Source organism: Leptolyngbya sp. BL0902 (assembly GCF_016403105.1).
GTDB lineage: Bacteria > Cyanobacteriota > Cyanobacteriia > Phormidesmidales > Phormidesmidaceae > Nodosilinea.
Map to the genome: position 1 here is coordinate 4,172,095 of NZ_CP046155.1, position 19,702 is coordinate 4,191,796.

A 19,702-nucleotide genomic window follows, 5' to 3' on the forward strand; every position below is an offset into this window, starting at 1 on the left:
ATTTGGCTTCTGGCCTGGCCGCTGCGTTAGCGTCTGGCTGTGCTTCTCCATTCGTTTAGCTTGAATCGTTCCAGTTCCGCCCATCGTCACCCTAGAGATCTCCTTTGGATAACCCGCAAGACCACCCCCATGCTTCCCTCCCGGTACCGCCGCCTCCGGTTGCCATCACAGCGGAAGACCTCCTAGAGCGCTATGCCCTTGGCGAGCGTGATTTTCGCAACGTGCAGTTGATCGGGGCCAACCTGTCCCGCCAGGACCTAAGCGGCGCTAACTTTCGGCAGGCCGTTCTGCGCGGCAGCAACTTTTCAGAAGCCAAACTGGTGGGCGTTAATTTTCGAGAGGCAAGGCTGGACGATACCAACTTTTACAAGGCCAATCTCACCCTCTGCAACTTTATCGGCGCTGATCTGACCGAAGCGTCTCTGGTGGAGGCCAACCTCACCGAGGCCGGGATGCGCAGTGTCAATCTGATTCGCACCAACCTGAGTCGGGCCATCCTGCGGGAGGCCAACCTGAACGAGGCCACCTTTGACCACGCCGTTCTGCCCCATGCCAATCTGACGGAGGCCAGCCTCAGCCGCGCCAAAATGCTGGGGGTGGCCATGCCCCACGCCATCCTCGATCACGCTAACCTCACTAGCGCCCTGATGAACGGCATTGGCCTAGAGGAAGCCACCTTGGTCGAAGCCCTGCTCAGCGGCGCTACCCTAGAGGGTGCCAACCTCCAAGGGGCTGACCTTAGCCGCGCCAAAATGACGGGCTCCCACTTGGTCAACGTCAACCTCTCCAGGGCTACCCTCCGGGGCACCAACCTAAGCTGGAGTACCCTGCGCGGGGCTAACCTGCGCGGAGCTACCCTCTACCGCACCAAACTCTGCTGGACTAACCTGAGCGGGGCCGATCTCGCCGATGCCGTGATGATTAACGCCAAGCTCGACTATGCCAACCTGCGCCATGCCGACGTCCAGGGCACGGTTCTTCCCGATGGATTCATCCGCTAGGGCGTCGGGTGGTTGGGGGGCGGGGTTTGGGCCTGCATCCGCCCAGGTCGGGAGGGCTGCGTTAGAGCCGCGAGGGATGGGGACGGGTTGCGCAGATACGTCACCACCTGGCGCTGGAGCAGTTGGATCTGATCTTGCCACAGCATCGACTGAAGCCGCAGCAGTGACGGCCCGTAGGCAAGGCGGCTGGCCCGTTGGTAGTTTGTTTGGTGCTGCAACCGAGGCCATGCCAAGAGCCGAGGCGGCAGAGTTTGGTTGAACCCTAACCCTAGTTCTGGGGTAGAAAATACCTCTGCGTAGGTCGGGGACAGAAAGCCTGCGTAGGCCGACGCCTGATCGGTCTGCTGCAAAATAAAGCTCAGACTTATGCCTTGCAAGAAGATGCGTAAATTGCCGCTACTGGCATCGGGCAGGGCAGGCATGAAGGGAATGGCTTGTAGGTTGGGATTGAGGTTTTCTGGATCTCCCACACTGAGGTGAGAAGCCCCCATGGCGGTAATTAAATACTTGGGCCCTGCCAATTGGCTAAAGGGGCCAAGCTGCTGAGCGGCCATCGGCGTGACGCTATCTTGGGTACCCGCCAGCATCAGCGTGGGCACCGTTACCCGGCTGAGGCCCGATTCCCCAAACAACAGCCCAGTGAGGGGGTTAATCAAGACGAGCTGGCGAATCCGGTCATCGCGCAAATTGGCATACTTGACCGGGAGATCCAGCGCCGCACACTGGAACCAGTCCGATGGGGATAGCCGGACGGGATCTATCTGCTTGCAGGCTTGACTCAGCAGGCGCAGATCCAGGGGTGCCCCCGCCAAGGCCAGCCCTGTATAGCCCCCCAGGGAATGGCCAATCAGGGTGACTTGGTTGGTGTTGATGCGACCCCTCAGGCTGTAGGAATAGCGATCCAGCCGATCCAGCCGACTCAGCACGTAGGTGATATCTCGAGGCCGATCTAAAAACTCTGTGGCCGGGAGGACGCGACTGCCCCGACTCGCCTCCGCCTCACCCGCCTGGGGCATCGACAGGAGCGCCGCCACATTACTGCCGGGATGCTCCACCGCCGCCACCGTCAGCCCATGGGACGCCAAATGCTCAGCCAAGTAGGCCAGAAAGCGGCGGTCAGCCCCAAAGCCGTGGGAGATCACCACCAGCGGCCCATGGCTGGCTTGGCTCCAATAGATATCCACCGGAATATTGCGATTGCGCTCTCGATCCCGCAGCAGCATCTCCCAGTGCTCCACCGCCGCTGGCCCGGTAGAGAAGGGATTAACGCGGCTGGGGGGCCAAATCTCTGGATCGGGAGTTTCCATATTGCGGTGCAGAATTTGCCCTAGCAGCGCACTTTCTCGCTGGGCCAGGTGAAACTGCGACGCCCAGGCTAACCAGGCCCCCACATCCACCTCCAGGGTATCCTGGGGCAACTGCTGCACAACGGTCAACAGCGTTGGCGGAAGTTCTAGGCTGGAAACCTGCTCTAGGGCCTGCTGCAAATCCGTGGGCTGGAGGTTGGGGACTAGGGCCTGGAGCGTAGCCAGCAGGGGCATCCCCCCAGGGGTATGCAAGATTTCGTCGAGGATAACCTGCCCCACCGCCGGATCCACCGCCAGCTCACTGTTTAGGGTGGCTTGCACCTGGGCATTCAGCAGAGGCCGATACAGTCGCAACCCTTGGGGCACTTGGCCTGTGGCGGCAAAGGTTTCGAGATCAGCAATGCGCACCGTTTGAGACAGAAGGCCCCAGCGCAAGGTCAGCCACTCTGCCGCCTCGGCCTGCTGTCCGCCACCGATCACCATGAGCAGGGCTAACCCTGCACGCACCCACCACCGGGCCAAATCACGTCGGCGGGAAAGACCAGGACGGAAAGGGTTTAGCACAGTCACCACATTAACAAGACCACCTATCATTTAGGGGACGATGCCCAGAGGCCAAAGGTTGCGACCGAATCCCATTTTTTTTCTGTGGATATTTTCTCTGTGGATTAGCTTAATCTAAACCACTGGAGAACGGGGGGAAGGAGGCACAATCGTCAACTTTCGTTGCACGGTTAGCGGCAGGGAGCGGCAGGCGGTGCCTTCCCCTGTAGCGGTTCACTTCTGGGGGCGTAGGGCGGTTAGGGGGTTCCCCGCATCCTGAGAATTCTCGCTATCATCGTAGGCAATCCGTCATGGGTTTCCCGCCCCAGTGAGCGTCTGGGCATACCCTAGGAATATCCGTCCTCAGCCTCACTCCCTATCCTGCCCCTAGGTGCTGCTCCTATGCCTGATCCCCAGCCCCCCTCCAAGGACGATTTCCTGTTTCCGCGCAGCAAATACTGGGGCGAGTTTAGCCCTCAGCATTTGGCCTTTAACGCCAACCTCCAGGAGTTTGCCCAGCGGGTGTCGTTCATCTGCAACCTAGAAACCGGGGGGAAAATTCCGCCCAAGCAAGCCTACGATGAAATTAAGCGCCTGTGGAAAGACCTCAAGCGCTCGAAGGCTAACTTGATAGACCCCACGACTCCCACGGACGGGTCGGCAGAGCCACCCAGCCCTGATCCCTAGACGGTCAATCTAGCCTGGGTCTGAGAAGAGAACGCCCTAGCAGCAGACATCGTCGCGGGTTGGCAGGGCCATGGACGAGAGCACGGAGCGCTAGAAGCCCTAGCGGGGCTTACCTTAAACGGCCGGAGCCTCTAGCCAGCCAGCGCTGAGGATGACGGTCAGGCCCATGAACAGCGCCGTCAGCGCCCAGGTGACTCGGTTGAGGGTGGTTTCAGCGCTCTTGGTGCTGGTGAACAGTTGCGCCTGACCGCCCAATCCGCCGAGGCCATCCCCCTTGGGACTGTGGAGCATGACCAGCGCCGTCAGCCCCAGGGCCGAGACTAACCACAGCACTTGCAGAATCGTTTTGACAATCATGGGCGCGTTCCGTTTTCAAGAGTCAGGGTCAAAAAACTTGGCTGGAGTTGGGCAACGGTAGACGCCCCATCCCAGCACAGCCTTCCTATTCTAAGCTGATTTTCAGACGACTCCCACAATCATGGCAGTCGTCCGGCTGCTGCTAGATGGACAGCCGAACCGGAGTGCGGTTGGCACGGATGTCTACGTCGGCGGAGAGGATCATGGATCGCCCCGTCATTTCGACAGGCTGGGGCAGGTTGAGGATTTGCAGAATGGTAGGGGCCACGTCCGAAAGGCGGCCGTCTTCCCGCAGTTGCACATCGCAGCCGTGGGCGGGTACCTTCAGCTTTTCCCCTTCAATCAAAATGAAGGGCACGGGGTTGGTGGTGTGGGCCGTCCAGGGTTTGTTGTTTTCGTCCCACATCAGTTCCGCGTTGCCGTGGTCGGCGATGATGATGGCAGTGCCCCCAGCTTTGCCGATAGCGTCAATCAGTTTGCCTAGGCTATGATCCACCGCTTCGATGGCGGAGACAGCAGCCTCCATTTTGCCCGTGTGGCCCACCATGTCGGGGTTGGCGTAGTTGATCACCACCAGCGAGTAGATACCCTTTTCGACGGCAGCAATGGCGGTCTTCGTGACGGCCTCGGCGGACATGGCCGGGGCTTTGTCGTAGGTGGCCACCATGGGGCTGGGCACCAGTTCGCGGTCTTCGCCCTCTAGGGGTTCTTCGAGACCACCGTTGAAAAAGTAGGTGACGTGGGCATACTTTTCGGTTTCGGCGGTGCGGAATTGCTTGAGGCCGTGACTAGCCACCACTTCACCCAGAATGTTGCTGAGGTTTTGGGGCAAAAAGGCCACCTCCACGGGCAACTCTGGGTCGTACTGGGTCATGGTGACAAAGGCGAGGTTGGGGATCAGTTCCCGCGCAAAACCCTTGAAATTGGGATCTACGAGCGCCTGGGTAATCTGGCGGGCGCGGTCGGGCCGGAAGTTGAAGAAAATCACCCCGTCCCCAGGCTCGATAGCACCAGGGGCGAGGCGGGTGGGTTCCACAAATTCGTCGTTGATATCCTGGGCGTAGGACTCGATCAGGGTTTCCACGGCGGTTTTACCTGTGCCTGTCCCTGGGTCGGTAATCACCTTGTAGGCTTTTTCTACCCGATCCCAGCGGTTATCGCGATCCATCGCATAGTAGCGTCCGCTGATGGTAACGAGGCGACCAAGCCCAGCCTGTTCGACGTAGTCCTGAATTTTTTGGATGGCGTTTTTGCCTTCGGTGGGTTTGGTGTCGCGGCCATCGGTGATGACGTGGATGCAGACTTCGTCGATGTCTTGGGCCTTGGCCATATCAATCAGGCCAAACAGGTGGTTGAGGTGGGAGTGAACGCCGCCCTCGGAACATAGGCCGATCAGGTGGAGCTTACTTTTTTGGTAGCGCACCGTCTGGCAAACCTTCAGTAGCGCTTCGTTTTCTTGCAGCGTACCGTCTTCCACGGCGTCGGAAATTCTGACCAATTCCTGGGGCACAATGCGGCCTGCGCCAATGTTGAGGTGGCCTACTTCCGAGTTACCCATTTGGCCATCGGGCAAGCCAACATCCTTGCCGGAGGTGCGAATGAGGGTGTGGGGGTAGGCCGCCCAAAGGCTGTCCATCACAGGCGTCTTGGCGGTGGCAATGGCGTTACCGTCCGCAGTATCTCGATATCCCCAACCATCGAGAATAATGAGTACCATCGGCGGCACAGACGTCTGATTCATGGGTGAGAATCCTTGTGGTTGTGACTAGCGTCTCAGCGATCATAGCATTGGCATTTTAGGGGATATCACTTGAAAAAGGCGCTTTCTTTGGCGGATAAAGCCAAGCCGCCCAGTGAATCCTCGGTTTTTAATTAGCCCCGAAAATCCTTGACTTAGCCAGGGAAAGGGCGTTGGTCTGAGCTAGATCGCACCCTGGGAAGTGCCCCGTGGGTAGGGAGTCAGGGAGGCTGGAAAACAAGTTAAAACGGGCTTTATAAAAGTTTTATAAAAGGGATTTTACTCTACAACCGTCAATTTTTATAATCTGCCCAGCATTTGCCAAGGGGTTGTGGGCTACCCCCAGGGCGGGGATCATTCCCTAGTCCGTTGATGCAGCGGATTAGACCTTAGATGGGGCTGGGCAGTTTCCGACTAAAGACAGCCCCGTCCCTACCCCGCCAGCCCGTAGGGGCGAGGTTTCCTCGCCCGTTGAAACAGTGGGTCAGCCAGCAGAACAGAAGCAGCCTAGAACTATCAGTTCAAGGCCCAGAGAGGGGTGGATTACCAGCGGGGATCGCCTAGGACTGAGCTTTTCCAACTTTGGGGGATCGCCTAGGACTGGGCTTTTCCAGCTTTGGCCGTCTGCTTGTCTTTCTGTTTTTCCTTTTGTTTTTGGCGCTTAGCCTCGGCCTTGGCTTGGCGTTCGGCTTCTAAGGCCGCTTGCTTCTCGGCTTCGGCTTCCTCGGCCAGTTTGTCCAAGTAATAGTGGTAGTCGCCCCGGTAGAGCCGCAGTTCGCCGTCGCGGATTTCCACGATTTTGGTGGCCACGCGGGAGATGAAGTAGCGGTCGTGGGAGACCAACAGCACGGTGCCGTCGTAGTGTTGCAGGGCTTCCTCCAGCATTTCCTTGGCGGGAATGTCGAGGTGGTTGGTGGGCTCGTCCAGCATCATCAGGTTGGCGGGGCGCAGCAGCATTTTGGCCAGGGCAAGGCGGGCCTTTTCCCCACCGCTGAGGGCTTCTACCCGTTTGTAGACCATGTCGCCGCTGAATAGGAATCGGCCCAGCAGGGTACGCACTTCCTCATTTGTCCAGTCGGGCACTTCGTCGTGGACGGTTTCGAGAACGGTTTTGTCTAGATCCAGCGCTTCGGCCTGGTTTTGCTCAAAGTAACTGGGGATCACATTGTGGGAACCCATCGTCACCTTGCCGTCGGTGGGGGGTTCCAGCCCAGCAATCAGCCGCAGCAGGGTGGATTTTCCGGCCCCGTTGTGGCCCAAAAAGGCGATGCGATCCCCCCGCTCGATCAGCAAATTCGCCCCCAAAAAGAGGATTTTCTCGTCGTAGGTGTGGGTCATGTCTTCGATCATCACCACCTCCCGACCGCTGCGGGGGGCGGGGGGAAAGCGAAAATGCAGCGTCCGCACCGAACCTGTCGGGGCTTCGATGCGCTCAATTTTGTCGAGCAGTTTCTCGCGGCTCTTGGCCTGGGTGCTGCGGGTGGCGCTGGCCCGAAACTTCTCCACAAAGGCTTCCTGCTTGGCCAGTTCCTTTTGTTGCCGTTCGTAGGCGCTGAGTTGGGCGGATTGGTTTTCTTCCTTTTGCAGCAGGTAGGCGCTGTAGTTGCCCAGGTACGTGGTGGAAACGCCGCGCTCGGTTTCCACAATTTGGGTGCAGAGGCGATCCAAAAACTCCCGGTCGTGGGAGACGATCACCATCGGCGTTGTGAGTCCTTTTAAATAGATCTCCAGCCACTCGATGGTGTCCAAATCCAGGTGGTTCGTCGGTTCGTCCATCAGCAGGACATCCGGCTCTTGCAGCAAAATTTTGCCCAGGCCCATCCGCATCTGCCAGCCGCCGCTAAACTCGCTGACGTAGCGATCCCCATCTCCCGCTGCAAAGCCAATTTCCGGCAAAATTTTCTCAATCCGCGCTTCTAACCCGTAGCCATCCATGGCCTCAAACCGCCGTTGCAGTTTGTCCATCTCGTGGATCAGCTTGTCCAACTCGTCGGGGTCAGCCTGCTCCATCAGGGTCGGGATATGGTGCAGCTTCGATTGCACCTCGTTGGCCTCGTCGAACACCGTCCAAAATTCTTCGCGCACGGTGCGGCTGGGGTCTACCTCAAATTCCTGGGACAGGTAGGCAATTTTCAGGCTCGGTGCCCGCACAATGGTTCCCGCCGTGGGTTCTTCTTTTCCGGTGATGATCTTGAGCTGGGTGGACTTTCCGGCTCCGTTGACCCCCACGAGGCCAATGCGATCCCCGGCCTTCACCTCCCAGTTCACATCCTTGAGAACTTCCCCGGTGGGATAAATTTTGCTGATGTGCTCTAAACGCAGCATGGAGGGTCTCCAGAGGTGAAGGATGACGGGGCTTTACAAAGAGTAACTAAAAGTGAGGGCGAGGCGGTAGGGGGTGGGCTGGCAAAGGGCTAAACCGCCAACGTAAAAAAACAGGACGCAGCTAGAGAGCGACGTCCTGGCACAACGTTGTGAGATGGGGTTGGCTAGGGACTACTTTTTGATGTCCTTGGCCATTTTGCGGAACATATCCAGGTTGGTGTCGGTTTTGAGGTTGCGGCTGGTGAAGCTGCTGCTGGAGGGGGTGGACTGGGTCGTAGACTCGGTGGGGATGGTCTTGGCCTTGGGCAAGCCGCTTTCGTCCAGCTTCACGGCTTCCATGGCCGAGATTTTGCGCACGCTTTCCTTCTCTTCGGTTTCGCCCCGCTTTTTCGCAAAGGTGCGGCGCACAGTCTTGGAGGTGCGCATAAACTCGATGTTGCCGAAGCTCTTGGCATCGTCGGGTTCGAGGAAGTAGGCACCGCCAGCGGATTCGATGGTGGGCGGGGCCTGGGCGGGCCGATCCGCTTCACCGGGGTTCTTGGCCTTGCCGCCAAACAAACCGCGAATAAATCCAGTCATAACTCAGTAGCTCCTGCGTCGGTAGGGTGGGGTCGCCAAGCCGAGGGAAAATGCGCCTGTGGGGGCGTCACTACCGAAACTGACCTGGCTAAAGTTTTGTTAATACCCATGTTAACTTTTGTTGGTCAAAACGCGGGGGCTAATTGGCTGAAAAGATTGAATTTTCTGCGGTTGACTGTTTCTGAGAGCGATGATCCTGCGGTGCGGGAGGGCATGGCTCCTCGGCGGTGTCGTTTTGCACGGACGGGGCCAATCTGACGCCATGAAAAACCCCTCTCCCGTGGGAGAAGGGTTGGGAGGGAAGCGTCCTCGCCGCAGCAGATGACCCGGTATAGGCTAGACCGACCCAGCCGCCGCCGGAACGCCCTTGGCCGATTCGTCATCCAGGCCCACCAGCTTGGCGCTCAGATCCCACAGTTTGCGGGCCTTGGCGTCGTCCTGGGCTTCATTGGAGACTTCCTGGGCAAAGGAACGGCGACCGGGCTTTTGGCGGTTGCCCCAGCTCCAGTACATGCCAGATTCCTTCAGATCGGCATCGGCCACCACAGCGGCCACCCGCTCCCCGGCCAGTTGTTGGGTGACATAGCCGCCCGTAACGTTCTTTTGGAACCAGGGAAAGATCACCTGGAACGCCTTGAAGTGGTTGCGGAACAGGGGCGTATCGGCCACACAGCCCGGATAGAGGGAGCTGAAGGTGATCCCGGTTTCGTCGTGGTAGCGGCGGTGCAGTTCGCGCATGGTGAGCACGTTGCAGAGCTTGCTGTCTTTGTAGGCCTTGCCCGACTTGAACTTCTTGCCGTTGATCATCGAAATCGGCGCTTTGAAGCCCGCCTCGAAGCCCTCCAGGTTGCCCAGATCCGGCGGGGCGGGGATGGGAATCTTGCCGCCCAGTTCCTTGGGGTTGGCGGTGACGGTGCCGAGGATAATCAGGCGCTTATCGGCGGCGGTGGACGCCTTCAAATCCGGCAGCATCAGATTACACAGCAGGAAGTGGCCCAGGTGGTTGGTGGCCACGCTGACTTCGTAGCCATCTTCGCTGTAGATTGGCTCTTTTTCGAGGGGCAGATACACCGCCGCATTGCACACCAGGGATTCCAGCGTGCGGCCCGTGGCCCGAAAGTCGCTGACAAACTGGCGCACACTGGCCAAAGACGCCAAATCCAAACGCAGAATCGTGTAGCTGCCAGCGGGCATACCAATCTCGTTGGCGGCGGCCTGGGCCTTCTCTAGGTTGCGGCAGGCCATTACCACATGCCAGCCCAGGTCGGCCAATGCCTTGGCGGCATTCAGCCCCACCCCAGACGAGGCCCCAGTCACAATCACGGTTTTTTGCTGTTCCATAGCGGTTTCAAAGACGGCTGAAATGCTTCTAATTCTCCAGTCTTAAGGATTCCACACACCATGCCGCTAACTCTTAATGTTTTTTGAGATGTCGTTACATCCGACAACTTTTCTTAGGGAGGGCGTTGGGGACTAGGGCTGCTTTTCCGCCTGGGCTTGGATGGCGGTGATGGCGACGGTGTTGATGATGTCCTCCACGGTGCAGCCTCGGCTGAGGTCGTTGACGGGTTTTTTTAGCCCTTGCAGGATGGGGCCGATGGCGATGGCTCCGGTTTCGCGCTGGACGGCTTTGTAGGTGTTGTTGCCCGTGTTGAGGTCGGGGAAGATCAGCACGGAGGCTTTTCCGGCGACTTTAGAGTCGGGCATTTTTTGGGAACCCACGGCGGCATCCACGGCGGCGTCGTACTGGATGGGGCCTTCCAGGAGCAGGTCGGGGCGGCGTTCGCGGGCAATTTGGGTGGCTTGGCGCACCCGTTCCACGTCTTCCCCTTGGCCAGAGTCGCCGGAGGAGTAGGAGAGCAGGGCGATTTTGGGTTCCACGCCAAAGGTGCGGGCGGTGTCGGCGGAGGAGATGGCGATTTCCGCCAGTTGTTCTGCCGTGGGGTTGGGGTTGATGGCGCAGTCGCCGTAGACCAGAACGCGATGCTCTAGGCACATGAAAAACACTGAGGACACCACGGAAAAGCCCGGTTTGGTTTTCACAAATTGCAGGGCGGGGCGAATGGTGTGCTGGGTGGTGTGGATGGCCCCGGAGACCATGCCGTCCGCGTCGCCCTTGTAGACCATCATGGTGCCGAAGTAGGAGACATCCATCATCACGTCGAGGGCGTTGTCGCGGGTGACGCCCTTGGCCTTGCGGAGGTCGTAGAAGGTGTCGGCATAGTCCTGAAGTCGCTCATCCTGGGCGGGGTTGAGGATGGTGAGTTGGTCGAGGTCGAGGGTGATGGCGTGTTTGTTGAGGGCTTGCTGGATGTCGTGGAGGTTGCCCAGCAGGGTGATATCCACAATGCCCCGGTTGATCAGGATGGCAGCGGCTTTGAGGATGCGGGGATCGTAGGCTTCCGGCAGCACGATATGCTGGCGATCTCCCTTAGCCTGCTCCATCAGGTTGTAGGTGAACATTTTGGGGGTCATGCCCTGCATCCGCACGGTGCTGATTTGTTTTTCCAGGCGCTCTAGGTCAACGTAGGTGTCGAAGGCTTCGATGCTGAGGTTGATTTTTTCCCGGTCGTCGGGCAGCAGGGCGCTGTGGACTTCGTTCACCTGGGCGGCGGTGGTGAAGGTGTCGGTCTTCACCGAGAGGATAGGCAGGGGGTTGGCGATGCCCTCAATCAGCCGCGCAATGGTGGGATCGGGCTTTAGCCCCGCCGTCAGCAACAGCCCCGCCAGGGAGGGATAGCTGCTGGACTGGTGGGCCTGGAGCATCCCGGCAATGATGTCGCCCCGGTCGCCAGGGGTGATAATCAGGGCGTCGGGTTGCAGCCAGTTGAGGCTATTCTGCAACTGCATCGCCGCCACAATTCGATTTGTGGCCAGGTTTCTGATTTGGCGCTGGCCGTAGAGCACCTCCGCCCCCAGTTGGGCGGCAATGTCTCGCACCCTGGGGCTACTGAGGCGATGCTGGTAGGGAATCACCGACAGCAGCCAGCCCCGCAGGCCAAAATGCTGAAACAGCGACTCCTTAATCGCCTCAATCTGCTCCGGCTCGGCCTTGTTCATCACCACCCCCACCACCTCGCAGCCGTGCTCTAGGTAGGCATCCACCGCCCGCTGCACGGGGTTAATCATTTCCTCGATGGTGCGCCCGTGGGCGCTGGCCAAAATTAGCACCGGAGCCCCCAGATTTTTGGCCACCTCCTGGTTAAAGCCAAACTCAAAGGCCGAGTTTTCGTCTAAATAGTCCGACCCTTCGCACAGCACAAAATCCGCCCGACTTTCCAGCGCCTTGTACTTGCTGATAATCGTGTCAATCACCTCATCGGCCCGCTGCTCCACCAGCAAATCATTCGCCTCCGGGGCCAGCAGCCCATAGGATTCCTCATAGGTTTGCTTGAGGTTGAAGTGGCTGATGAGAAGATCAATGTCCTCGTCCCAATTGGGATGGGCCGGGTCGGCGGAGTGGGCCACATCGGGCACATGCACCAGGGGCCGAAAAAACTGCACCTGGGTGGTACGCCGCAGGATTAACTCAATAATGCCGAGGGAAACCAGCGCCTTGCCGCTGCCCGATTCGGTGGTGCTGATGTAGAGAGAGTGGGTCATGGCGCAGAACCTCCGCCCCGGATAGGCCACCCCCATTCAACACCAGCCCGCGAGGGGATCAGGGTTTATTAACGATGACTTTTGAATCTTGGCCCTTGGCTGAATTCTCACTGTTGGCGGTGCGAACCCCGGCGAAGAGAGCGCATGATTCCTAGGCCAGCGGCGCGGTTTGGTTCGACCTGGGTGCCCCACTTGGGGACTGCGAGAGGGCGTGAATTGCCTGACTGAGTAAGTGATCGCCCTCCTCCACGGTCTGAATTTGGCAGAGCTGATCCCGCAAGGGGGCCGCGCCTTCAAACCCTTTGACGTACCAAGCCATGTGCTTGCGGGCCTGGTGGATGCCCTTTTGCCCTTTGTAGCGCCACAGCAAATGCAGATGCTCCTGGGCGCAACGCAGGCGATCTAGGGGCGTGGGTAGCGTCGGCCACTGCCCGGTTTTGATGGCCTGATCAATTTCGCCCACCAAAAAGGGATAGCCCAGGGTGCCCCGCGAGCACATCACCCCATCGGCCCCAGTTTCGGCCAAACAGCGCAGGGCCGACTCGATGGAAACAATGTCGCCATTGGCAATCACCGGAATCGACAGCGCCGCCTTGACGCGGGCAATCCACTCCCAGCGGGCGGGGCCGTGGTAGCCCTGGCGACGGGTGCGTCCGTGGAGGGTCAACATCTGCGCCCCAGCCGCTTCCATGCGACGAGCAAATTCCACCGCATTGATGTCGTCGTCATCCCAGCCAATCCGGGTTTTGACGGTGACAGGCACCGCCACCGCCTCCACCACGGTTTTCACAATCGCCTCCGCCACCTCCGGCTGACGCAGCAGGGAAGACCCGCCCCCCTTTTTGGTGATTTTGTTGACCGGGCAACCCATGTTGATATCAATGGTTTTGGCCCCCTCGGCCTCCGCCATCCGCGCCGCCTCGGCCATAAAGTCGGGCCGACAGTCGAATAGCTGAATGCTGATTGGCTGCTCTTCGGGGCCAATGTCCATAATTTTCTCTAGCTCCCGCGCATGGCACAGCCCCGATGCCTGCACCATTTCCGTATAGAGCATCGACTCCGGTGCATAGCGGCGCACCAGTTCCCGAAAGGCCCGATCCGTCACCCCCGACAGCGGCGACTGAAGGACTCGGCTGTGGAGGGTCACATCGCCAATCCTCAACGGTTCGCGCAGGTGGGGGGCCAGGTCAGTCAGGCTTGGGGCAGAAGGAGGATCACCCACCGCTAGGCGCTGGGCTGCAAGAGGATCAGTCATAGAAGCAGTCATACCAACTGAGGGGAAAACGGCGACACGGCAGAAAATGGGACGTATCCCACGAAGGCAAGGTCTTCAACCAACAGATCCAACCCCTGGAAACGCGCTACCCTAGCGCTAGCCTATGGTTCATTATGGCTCCATATCGGCTACCCCCGATTCTGGGGCAACAAGGGCGGCAAAGCGGCTTAAGATCGAGAAGCAATTTTGCAGGCAGTTCACGGCGTTTGTGGTTTCTCCGGTGGCTTCTTCAAAACACTCTATCGAGCGGGTTCAGGCGGCGGCATGGCGGCAGTCTTGGTCTAGCTTGGGCCGCTGGCGTCCCTCCCCGCAGCAGGCGTACCTGTGGGGGCTGGGGCTGGGCAGCTTTGCCCTGGGCCTGGTGAATGGAGCCCTGGTGATTTCTACCGGAATTGGCGTCTTGGCCTATCGCCAACTGGCCCAGCTTTCCCCCGCCCAGCAGCAGGCCCTGCGGCAACGGATTCAGTCTGCGGTGCCCCTGCCCCGTTCCCTGGGTCGGCAGGCGCTGGTGCTGAGTCTGATGCTGGGAGCCAGCACCTACAGCGTCACCGCGCTCTGGCAAAGCACCCACTCTCTGCTGATGGCCCTGGTGCTCACGGGGCAAACGGCCCTGACTTTCTTTGTGGTTGTGGCTCTGCTGCGTTCCCCGACTGACCCAACGGCCAATCCTCATCCAACGAAACGAGCCGACGATGGCCGGAGGTCGTCTGCCACGGGGTCGGTTGATCCGCTGACGGTGCCCCAAACCCTAGACGTTACACCCGCCCAGTCCGCCGCCGCCGCCCCAGCGCCCACCGAGGCCGACCGCCTAGAGCAAGCCCTCGCCCACCTCACCCAGGCCGATTCCCTCCAGCGGTTGATTGCCGTGCGTCAACTGGTGCGCCTCGCCCACCAAGCCGACGCCGAAACCGCCTATATCGCCGGGGCCGAAGTCTCGCTCCAAGATCACCTGATCGACTGCTTCCACCTCATGCTGGCCCACGATCCAGAGCCCGTAGTGCGGTCGGCGGTGCGGGAAGGGTTAGCCCTCCTGCGCCAGGGGGCTCAACCCGGCCACCAACTCCCCGCCGGGGGAGAGGCCCTACCCGATCTGTCGGCGGTGGCCCCCGATCCCTGGTTTGAGGTGGCCCCAGCCCCCCCGCCGCCGGAGCGCTTAGCTCCAGCCCAGCCCCAGGCTAGCTCCCCGCCGAGGGCAAACCCAGCCCCCCGGCGCACCGTTGAATACATTGAAGTTGAGATTTGAGGCATTCTTATGGATCGGTTTACGGTTGAGGTCATTTCCCAAACCACCAACCCCCAGCAGACCATGTATGCCGCCATGCATCAGGACTATGCTGAGGGCTTTGTGGCCCACGAACGAGACAAATGGCCCAGCGAAGAACGCTGCGGTGACATTCTAGTCACCAATTTACTCAAGGGTGGCCGTGGTCACTATGGCCCTCTCGAACACCCCCAAATTGTCTTCAATATCGGCTGGTTTCCCCACAGCACCATGCAACAAATCCGAACTCATCGGGTGGGAATTTCCTTCGATGTTCAATCCTTTCGATATACAGGTCAGCGAATTTTAGACGTGGTGGACGGCAAGCGCGAGGTCGAAGAAGTCTTCTATCTGCGGCCTTTGGGGTTCTACAGTGATCGTCAGGGCAAGAAGTATGAATACACCGCCGAGGCCCGACAGCAGGATATCAACTGGTGTTTAGAGGCTAGCCGTCGCTATAAACAGCGCATTGAGCAGGGCTTTGCCGAAGAGCACGCCAGGGGGCTGATTCCCTTTGATATTCGCCAGCATTGGGTGATGTCGGCCAATGTGCGCTCGGTGATGCATCTGCTGGATTTGCGCTGGAAAGCCGATGCCCAGCTTGAGGCCCAAAAGCTCTGTGAGGAAATTTGGCCCCACTTCCAAGCCTGGGTGCCTGCCATTGCCGCCTGGTACGAAGAAAACCGCCTGAAAAAAGCGAAGCTCTCACCCTAGCCTTTCTCCAAGGCGACGGGAGGGAGGGAGATCCCCTGGGCCGACTCTACAACGGGAGCGATCATCCCGGCCTGAGTGCTACGACACGATGGGCTGTGGGATGGCCCCAGATTGGGAGAAGCCGCTAGCCCTATGGTTCTCAACCTGCCTGCAATCGGCAAGTTGGGGATAGTGTTTATGCGGGGTAATATCTTGCTTGTTTCAGTAGTTGTACTGAGTCAAGATGCCTCGGCTGACGGTTTTGCATGAAAAAGTTGCAAAACATTATGAGCACACATAAATCTTCTGAAAAGGAAGCGTGATCTCCCGGATTCTTTAGACTAGAAAACGGGGCTTAATATAAGATAGGCACTCAAGCTTTGCTGGCTTCCCTCGGGTTGCCCCCGGCCTGTCTAGCATCGACCCGCCACACTCTCTAGGGAAAGCGATTGGCCCATGGCGCTTCCCCCTCTAGACTGGGGCCAGCATGTTGAGGAAAGATTGGCTTTTTCACGTTTCTTGTCTATCCAGCCCGTCTCCTGCTCTCCTGTTGGGATAAGTCCATGAATACCGTTGCCGCTCAAAAGCGCTTGGTTGAGATAATCCGGGACTTGTGCTTTGCCCCCAGTCTAGATATCGTGATGACCCTGGTGGCGGTGGCTGCCCGTGAACTTACCCATGCCGATGGGGCTACCTTTGTTCTCAAGGAAGACGACCAGTGCTTCTATGCCCACGAGAACGCCATCGCCCCCCTCTGGAAAGGGCAGCGGTTTCCCCTACATAGCTGTATCTGTGGCTGGGTGATCAACCACAAACAGGCCGCCATCATTGAGGATATCTACAGTGATGCCCGTATCCCGGTGGAAGCCTATACCCCCACCTTTGTGAAAAGCCTGACCGTGGTGCCCATCGACGAATCGGATCCCCTAGGGGTAATTGGGGTTTATTGGGCCGACCGCCACCAGCCCCTAGAGGACGAACTCGATCTTCTGAAAAGCCTTGCTGAGACTACGGCAACGGTGCTGCGGCGGATCTGTGGCCCCGATGCCTCCCACAAGGCAGGCTTTGAGGAATTGGACGAGAAGACCCTCTCCCGCATGGAACAGCTTGAGCGCACCAACGCTAAACTGCGGGCTGAAGTGTTGCAGCGCCATACCCAAGAGGCCGAACTGATTCGCCTCTCCCTCACCGATGGGTTGACGGGGCTTTACAATCGGCGTGGCTTTTACCTAATGGCCAATCCCAAGCTGCGGCAGGCCCGTCGGCAGCGACAATCGGCCACGGTAGCCTTTATTGATGTGGATTATCTCAAGCAGGTGAATGATCACTTTGGCCATGAGGCAGGCGACTGGCTGATTTTGGGCACCGCTGAAGCCCTACACCGCACCTGCACCGAGGGTGATGTTTTGGCCCGATTGGGGGGCGATGAATTCGTTGTCTTTTTGTCTTCCGAGGCCGATGCTGCGACCCTCACCGACCATCTCCGCACCAACGCCGACGCTTTTGTAGCCGAGAACCAACTGCCCTATCCTCTGTCCTTCAGTGTGGGACTGGCGGTAGGCACCTGGGACGAAGCCCATCTCTCCCTGCGAGACCTAGTAAACCGGGCCGATGTTGCCATGTATGCCCAGAAGCAGCGCCGCCGCCCCGTCAATATAGCTGCCCTCAAGGCGGCCCAGCACTGGAGCCAAAGCCAAGTGAGCCTCTAGCTAAATCTGCCTACCTCCCTCTGCCCGCTTTCCTCGGTTCCCCCCATCGCTTCGGCCCAATCCTGAGCAACTCCGCCGCTAAAAAGGAAAGGGCTTAAAGGGAATCCACTGCGCCCACAGGCGGGCTAGGGTGCCGTCTACCATGAGCTGGGTGAGGGCTTGGTTGAGGGCATCTAGGAGTTCTCGATTGCCCGGTAGCACCCCCACGCCAAAGGGTTGCTGGGTAAATCGCTGAAAGGCAACCCGCCACCTGGGGTTATCCGCCTCCGCTGTTAGCAGCAGCACCGCATCCTCTAGCACCGCGTCAATCTCATGGTGGTCTAGGGCGGAAAGCATGGTGGTAAAGGCGGCATCGCGGTCGGCAAAGGCGACCCACTCTAGGTCAGGGAAATCCTCCTGAGGCAGCATCGGCAACCGGGTATCTAGGGTGCCCAGCCGTTTCTCGGCCAGATCTTGCACATGATGGATGGGGCTATCCTCACGCACCAGCACCGCCTCATCAAAGCGGCCATAGGGACGGGTAAAGTCTGCCCAGGCGCGGCGTTCCTGGGTAATGGCCTGGTTAAACCACACCACATCGTGCTGGCCGCTGCTAAGCACAGGGTAGAACTGATCGATGGGATAGTTTACCCAAACGGGTTCGAGGCCAAGATGCTGGCACACGGCCCTAGCCACCGCTGGCTCATAGCCGAGGCGCTCGTCTCCTTGCAAAAAGCTCATAGGCCGAGCATCAAAGCGGCTGGCAATAATCGACAACTGACCGGGAAAAACCGTCGTGAAGGCCATAGTCGCTGCTAAACACCTAGGGTCATTGTGGCATTAAACACCCTGGCACCCAAGCGGGGCTTGCCCCCCAAGCCCCTTGAAATCCTTGACCTTTCATGGAAAGGTGAGGGCAGTACTCCCACAACACCCTGCTGGTATGACTGTTGGTAATCCTGCCGTAGATCCGGCCTTTGACCAAATCCGCGAACTGCGCCCCCTGCTGCTGAAGGCCCACAAACACCTGATGGAGGCCGAGAAGGACATCTACGAAGCCGCCCATGGCCCCATTCCCCACAAGGGCGAGTATCTGCGCCTGGTACTCAGCCATGAGCAGTTTAGCTGGCTGCGCCCCATCTCCCAGTTTATTGTGCAACTGGATGAGGTGCTGATGTCTAAGCAACCCCAGCCCCTGGCCCGCGCCGAAGAACTCATGCAGGAGGCCCGTCACCTGCTCCAGGCTACGGAAATTGGCCATGCCTTCCAAGAAAGAAGCGCCCTCGCCGCCCAGAATAATCTTGAAATGGCGGCTATGACGCTGCGGATCACAGAATTACTAGCGGACGGAGCACCCTCGGCAGACTAGCCCAGCATCACTAGGTGCTGCTGACGGTCGTAGTGAACTCGGCCTCGGTCTACCATGTCGCACAGGCTGTCGGCCAGGGGGGTCATAATTTCGCACATGGGCTCATGGAGTTGCTGGGCGCATTCCTGAGCCAGTTCGCAAATGCTGTAGGCATGGTCAGCGAGCAGGTTCACCACCAATTGCTGAAGGGACGCCATGAAGGTCGTATCTGAAGAGTCAACCATGAGTATATTTGCCTAACGCTTCATCTCCCATTACGCCACGATCTGCGAAACGATGCAGGCATTGTGGCAAAGCTGATAGAAAACCATAGGGTTCGTAATCTGTGGTTAGGGAGGTTAACGGTGCTCTCAGAAAAGTGCCCTGCCCTGCCGGAGAGAATGCAGGCCGTGGCCCATCCTGTGTCAAGATGGTAGGGCTGTGTAGACGAAGATCCCCGCTGATTTCAGGCGTGAGAGGGGATCCAGAAAGGCGAGTGTGTGTTTATGAATGTCGGAAATCGAGTTCGCATCAAAGCATCGGTTATTTTTTACCACCACCCGCTGCACCGCAATGAAGCCTTTGATGCCAATGGGTTAGAAGGCACCGTTGTCGGTGTGCTCAATGACTATCAAGGTCGCCCCATCAGCCCCAACTTTCCGGTGCAGGTGGAGTTTGCCGTGGAAGGTGTCAAGCGTCCCTTCCGCGCCCACCTCAAGGCCGATGAGCTAGAGGTGGTATAGCTTAGGGCGGAGCCGACTCCTCGCGGCGCAGTCCCCAGAGGGTGCCTGCCGATGCCCCATCTGGTTGGCGGCTTTCCCCTAGGCCAGAGCTAGAGGCAGTGCGGTTTGACCGTCGCTAGGATGCCTGGGACTCGACGGGATTGGCCAAAAACTGGCGCAGACGCACCATCACCAAACTTTGGCCCAGGCTAATCGGCAGGGCCGAAACCCCCTCCAATTGCGACTGCACCCAGCGGTCGCCCCAGTACCACTCGTGGAAGCCGTCGATGCCGCCAGAGAGAATCAGGCGCAGGTGATTGTTAGAAAGCTCCTGGACTTCGTGGCGGATTTCCACCGGGCCAAAGTAGCTGTGGAAAACCAGATCGCCGTGGAGGGCATCGGGCAGTCCGGCCTGGAAGCGCTGGGGCCAAAGCCATCGCCGAAACTGGTCGGGCTGGAGCAGGCTGGCCTGAATGCGCCCAGCGGCGGCATCCACTTCAATACGGAGGCGGCTTTGCTGAAAGGTGCCAATCATAAACCCGTGGGAAAAACCGCGACAACACCTCCCAGTATG

Annotated in this window: 18 protein-coding genes; 7 read left to right on the top strand and 11 right to left on the bottom strand. The window is 58.9% G+C overall.

What is annotated here, in order from left to right; translation table 11 throughout:
- Window positions 1–104 precede the first annotated feature (104 nt).
- Entirely contained in the window at window positions 105–1,001 is an 897-nt protein-coding gene (locus GFS31_RS18470; RefSeq protein ID WP_225907499.1) for a pentapeptide repeat-containing protein, read from the top strand.
- Here the strand turns inward: GFS31_RS18470 and GFS31_RS18475 are convergent.
- Window positions 998–2,872 carry an alpha/beta hydrolase gene (locus GFS31_RS18475; RefSeq protein ID WP_198806193.1) on the bottom strand — a complete coding sequence of 625 codons (1,875 nt, stop codon included), beginning with the start codon at window positions 2,870–2,872 and terminating at the stop codon, window positions 998–1,000. The two genes, GFS31_RS18470 and GFS31_RS18475, sit on opposite strands and share 4 nt — an antisense overlap.
- A gap of 381 nt (window positions 2,873–3,253) precedes the next feature.
- On the opposite strand from GFS31_RS18475, the gene GFS31_RS18480 reads away from it, so the two are divergent.
- The gene (locus tag GFS31_RS18480) at window positions 3,254–3,538 is read left to right on the top strand and encodes a hypothetical protein (protein WP_198806194.1); all 285 of its coding nucleotides are present in this window, start codon (window positions 3,254–3,256) and stop codon (window positions 3,536–3,538) included.
- A gap of 114 nt (window positions 3,539–3,652) precedes the next feature.
- Here the strand turns inward: GFS31_RS18480 and secG are convergent, their stop codons facing one another.
- The 7 genes from secG to dusB form a co-directional block, all read right to left on the bottom strand.
- Window positions 3,653–3,895, bottom strand: a complete 243-nt coding sequence (gene secG, locus GFS31_RS18485; RefSeq protein WP_198806195.1) for a preprotein translocase subunit SecG — start codon at window positions 3,893–3,895, stop codon at window positions 3,653–3,655.
- A gap of 142 nt (window positions 3,896–4,037) precedes the next feature.
- A complete protein-coding gene (gene gpmI / locus GFS31_RS18490; RefSeq protein ID WP_198806196.1) occupies window positions 4,038–5,636 on the bottom strand; it encodes a 2,3-bisphosphoglycerate-independent phosphoglycerate mutase in 1,599 nt (532 codons plus the stop codon).
- A gap of 591 nt (window positions 5,637–6,227) precedes the next feature.
- Window positions 6,228–7,958 carry an ABC-F family ATP-binding cassette domain-containing protein gene (locus GFS31_RS18495; RefSeq protein WP_198806197.1) on the bottom strand — a complete coding sequence of 577 codons (1,731 nt, stop codon included), beginning with the start codon at window positions 7,956–7,958 and terminating at the stop codon, window positions 6,228–6,230.
- A 171-nt stretch (window positions 7,959–8,129) separates the two neighbouring features.
- The gene (locus GFS31_RS18500) at window positions 8,130–8,537 is read right to left on the bottom strand and encodes a hypothetical protein (protein WP_198806198.1); all 408 of its coding nucleotides are present in this window, start codon (window positions 8,535–8,537) and stop codon (window positions 8,130–8,132) included.
- A 336-nt stretch (window positions 8,538–8,873) separates the two neighbouring features.
- Window positions 8,874–9,878, bottom strand: coding sequence for a protochlorophyllide reductase (locus GFS31_RS18505; protein WP_198806199.1), 1,005 nt, complete (start codon window positions 9,876–9,878; stop codon window positions 8,874–8,876).
- 132 nt (window positions 9,879–10,010) lie between these two features.
- Window positions 10,011–12,140 carry a phosphate acetyltransferase gene (pta, locus tag GFS31_RS18510; protein WP_198806200.1) on the bottom strand — a complete coding sequence of 710 codons (2,130 nt, stop codon included), beginning with the start codon at window positions 12,138–12,140 and terminating at the stop codon, window positions 10,011–10,013.
- Between the two features lie 151 nt (window positions 12,141–12,291).
- Window positions 12,292–13,395 carry a tRNA dihydrouridine synthase DusB gene (gene dusB, locus GFS31_RS18515; RefSeq protein ID WP_198806201.1) on the bottom strand — a complete coding sequence of 368 codons (1,104 nt, stop codon included), beginning with the start codon at window positions 13,393–13,395 and terminating at the stop codon, window positions 12,292–12,294.
- Between the two features lie 241 nt (window positions 13,396–13,636).
- On the opposite strand from dusB, the gene GFS31_RS18520 reads away from it, so the two are divergent.
- The 3 genes from GFS31_RS18520 to GFS31_RS18530 all read left to right on the top strand — a co-directional run bounded on the left by GFS31_RS18520 (window position 13,637) and on the right by GFS31_RS18530 (window position 17,079).
- Window positions 13,637–14,659: a hypothetical protein gene (locus GFS31_RS18520; protein WP_198806202.1), complete on the top strand. Its 1,023-nt coding sequence runs from the start codon at window positions 13,637–13,639 to the stop codon at window positions 14,657–14,659.
- 9 nt (window positions 14,660–14,668) lie between these two features.
- A complete protein-coding gene (gene thyX / locus GFS31_RS18525; RefSeq protein ID WP_198806203.1) occupies window positions 14,669–15,391 on the top strand; it encodes an FAD-dependent thymidylate synthase in 723 nt (240 codons plus the stop codon).
- Window positions 15,392–15,933: 542 nt separating this feature from the next.
- A complete protein-coding gene (locus GFS31_RS18530; RefSeq protein WP_198806204.1) occupies window positions 15,934–17,079 on the top strand; it encodes a sensor domain-containing diguanylate cyclase in 1,146 nt (381 codons plus the stop codon).
- 78 nt (window positions 17,080–17,157) lie between these two features.
- Here GFS31_RS18530 and GFS31_RS18535 read toward each other — a convergent pair whose 3' ends face one another.
- Window positions 17,158–17,865, bottom strand: coding sequence for a substrate-binding periplasmic protein (locus GFS31_RS18535; RefSeq protein ID WP_198806205.1), 708 nt, complete (start codon window positions 17,863–17,865; stop codon window positions 17,158–17,160).
- Between the two features lie 136 nt (window positions 17,866–18,001).
- On the opposite strand from GFS31_RS18535, the gene GFS31_RS18540 reads away from it, so the two are divergent.
- Window positions 18,002–18,427 (top strand): hypothetical protein, encoded by a 426-nt coding sequence (locus tag GFS31_RS18540; protein WP_198806206.1) that lies wholly within the window; start codon window positions 18,002–18,004, stop codon window positions 18,425–18,427.
- On the opposite strand, the gene GFS31_RS18545 is transcribed toward GFS31_RS18540, so the two are convergent.
- Window positions 18,424–18,651 carry a hypothetical protein gene (locus tag GFS31_RS18545; protein ID WP_198806207.1) on the bottom strand — a complete coding sequence of 76 codons (228 nt, stop codon included), beginning with the start codon at window positions 18,649–18,651 and terminating at the stop codon, window positions 18,424–18,426. The two genes, GFS31_RS18540 and GFS31_RS18545, sit on opposite strands and share 4 nt — an antisense overlap.
- Before the next feature lie 261 nt (window positions 18,652–18,912).
- Here GFS31_RS18545 and GFS31_RS18550 point away from each other — a divergent pair, with 261 nt between their 5' ends.
- Window positions 18,913–19,149 (top strand): ferredoxin-thioredoxin reductase variable chain, encoded by a 237-nt coding sequence (locus GFS31_RS18550; protein ID WP_198806208.1) that lies wholly within the window; start codon window positions 18,913–18,915, stop codon window positions 19,147–19,149.
- A gap of 115 nt (window positions 19,150–19,264) precedes the next feature.
- Here the strand turns inward: GFS31_RS18550 and GFS31_RS18555 are convergent, their stop codons facing one another.
- A complete protein-coding gene (locus tag GFS31_RS18555; RefSeq protein WP_198806209.1) occupies window positions 19,265–19,663 on the bottom strand; it encodes a hypothetical protein in 399 nt (132 codons plus the stop codon).
- Window positions 19,664–19,702 lie beyond the last annotated feature (39 nt).

Bases quoted from the DNA above. Each gene is read 5' to 3' on its own strand.
- GFS31_RS18480 (WP_198806194.1), top strand. From the start codon at position 3,254: ATGCCTGATCCCCAGCCCCCCTCCAAGGACGATTTCCTGTTTCCGCGC.
- secG (WP_198806195.1), bottom strand. From the start codon at position 3,895: ATGATTGTCAAAACGATTCTGCAAGTGCTGTGGTTAGTCTCGGCCCTG.
- gpmI (WP_198806196.1), bottom strand. From the start codon at position 5,636: ATGAATCAGACGTCTGTGCCGCCGATGGTACTCATTATTCTCGATGGT.
- GFS31_RS18495 (WP_198806197.1), bottom strand. From the start codon at position 7,958: ATGCTGCGTTTAGAGCACATCAGCAAAATTTATCCCACCGGGGAAGTT.
- GFS31_RS18500 (WP_198806198.1), bottom strand. From the start codon at position 8,537: ATGACTGGATTTATTCGCGGTTTGTTTGGCGGCAAGGCCAAGAACCCC.
- GFS31_RS18505 (WP_198806199.1), bottom strand. From the start codon at position 9,878: ATGGAACAGCAAAAAACCGTGATTGTGACTGGGGCCTCGTCTGGGGTG.
- pta (WP_198806200.1), bottom strand. From the start codon at position 12,140: ATGACCCACTCTCTCTACATCAGCACCACCGAATCGGGCAGCGGCAAG.
- dusB (WP_198806201.1), bottom strand. From the start codon at position 13,395: ATGACTGATCCTCTTGCAGCCCAGCGCCTAGCGGTGGGTGATCCTCCT.
- thyX (WP_198806203.1), top strand. From the start codon at position 14,669: ATGGATCGGTTTACGGTTGAGGTCATTTCCCAAACCACCAACCCCCAG.
- GFS31_RS18530 (WP_198806204.1), top strand. From the start codon at position 15,934: ATGAATACCGTTGCCGCTCAAAAGCGCTTGGTTGAGATAATCCGGGAC.
- GFS31_RS18535 (WP_198806205.1), bottom strand. From the start codon at position 17,865: ATGGCCTTCACGACGGTTTTTCCCGGTCAGTTGTCGATTATTGCCAGC.
- GFS31_RS18540 (WP_198806206.1), top strand. From the start codon at position 18,002: ATGACTGTTGGTAATCCTGCCGTAGATCCGGCCTTTGACCAAATCCGC.
- GFS31_RS18545 (WP_198806207.1), bottom strand. From the start codon at position 18,651: ATGGTTGACTCTTCAGATACGACCTTCATGGCGTCCCTTCAGCAATTG.
- GFS31_RS18550 (WP_198806208.1), top strand. From the start codon at position 18,913: ATGAATGTCGGAAATCGAGTTCGCATCAAAGCATCGGTTATTTTTTAC.
- GFS31_RS18555 (WP_198806209.1), bottom strand. From the start codon at position 19,663: ATGATTGGCACCTTTCAGCAAAGCCGCCTCCGTATTGAAGTGGATGCC.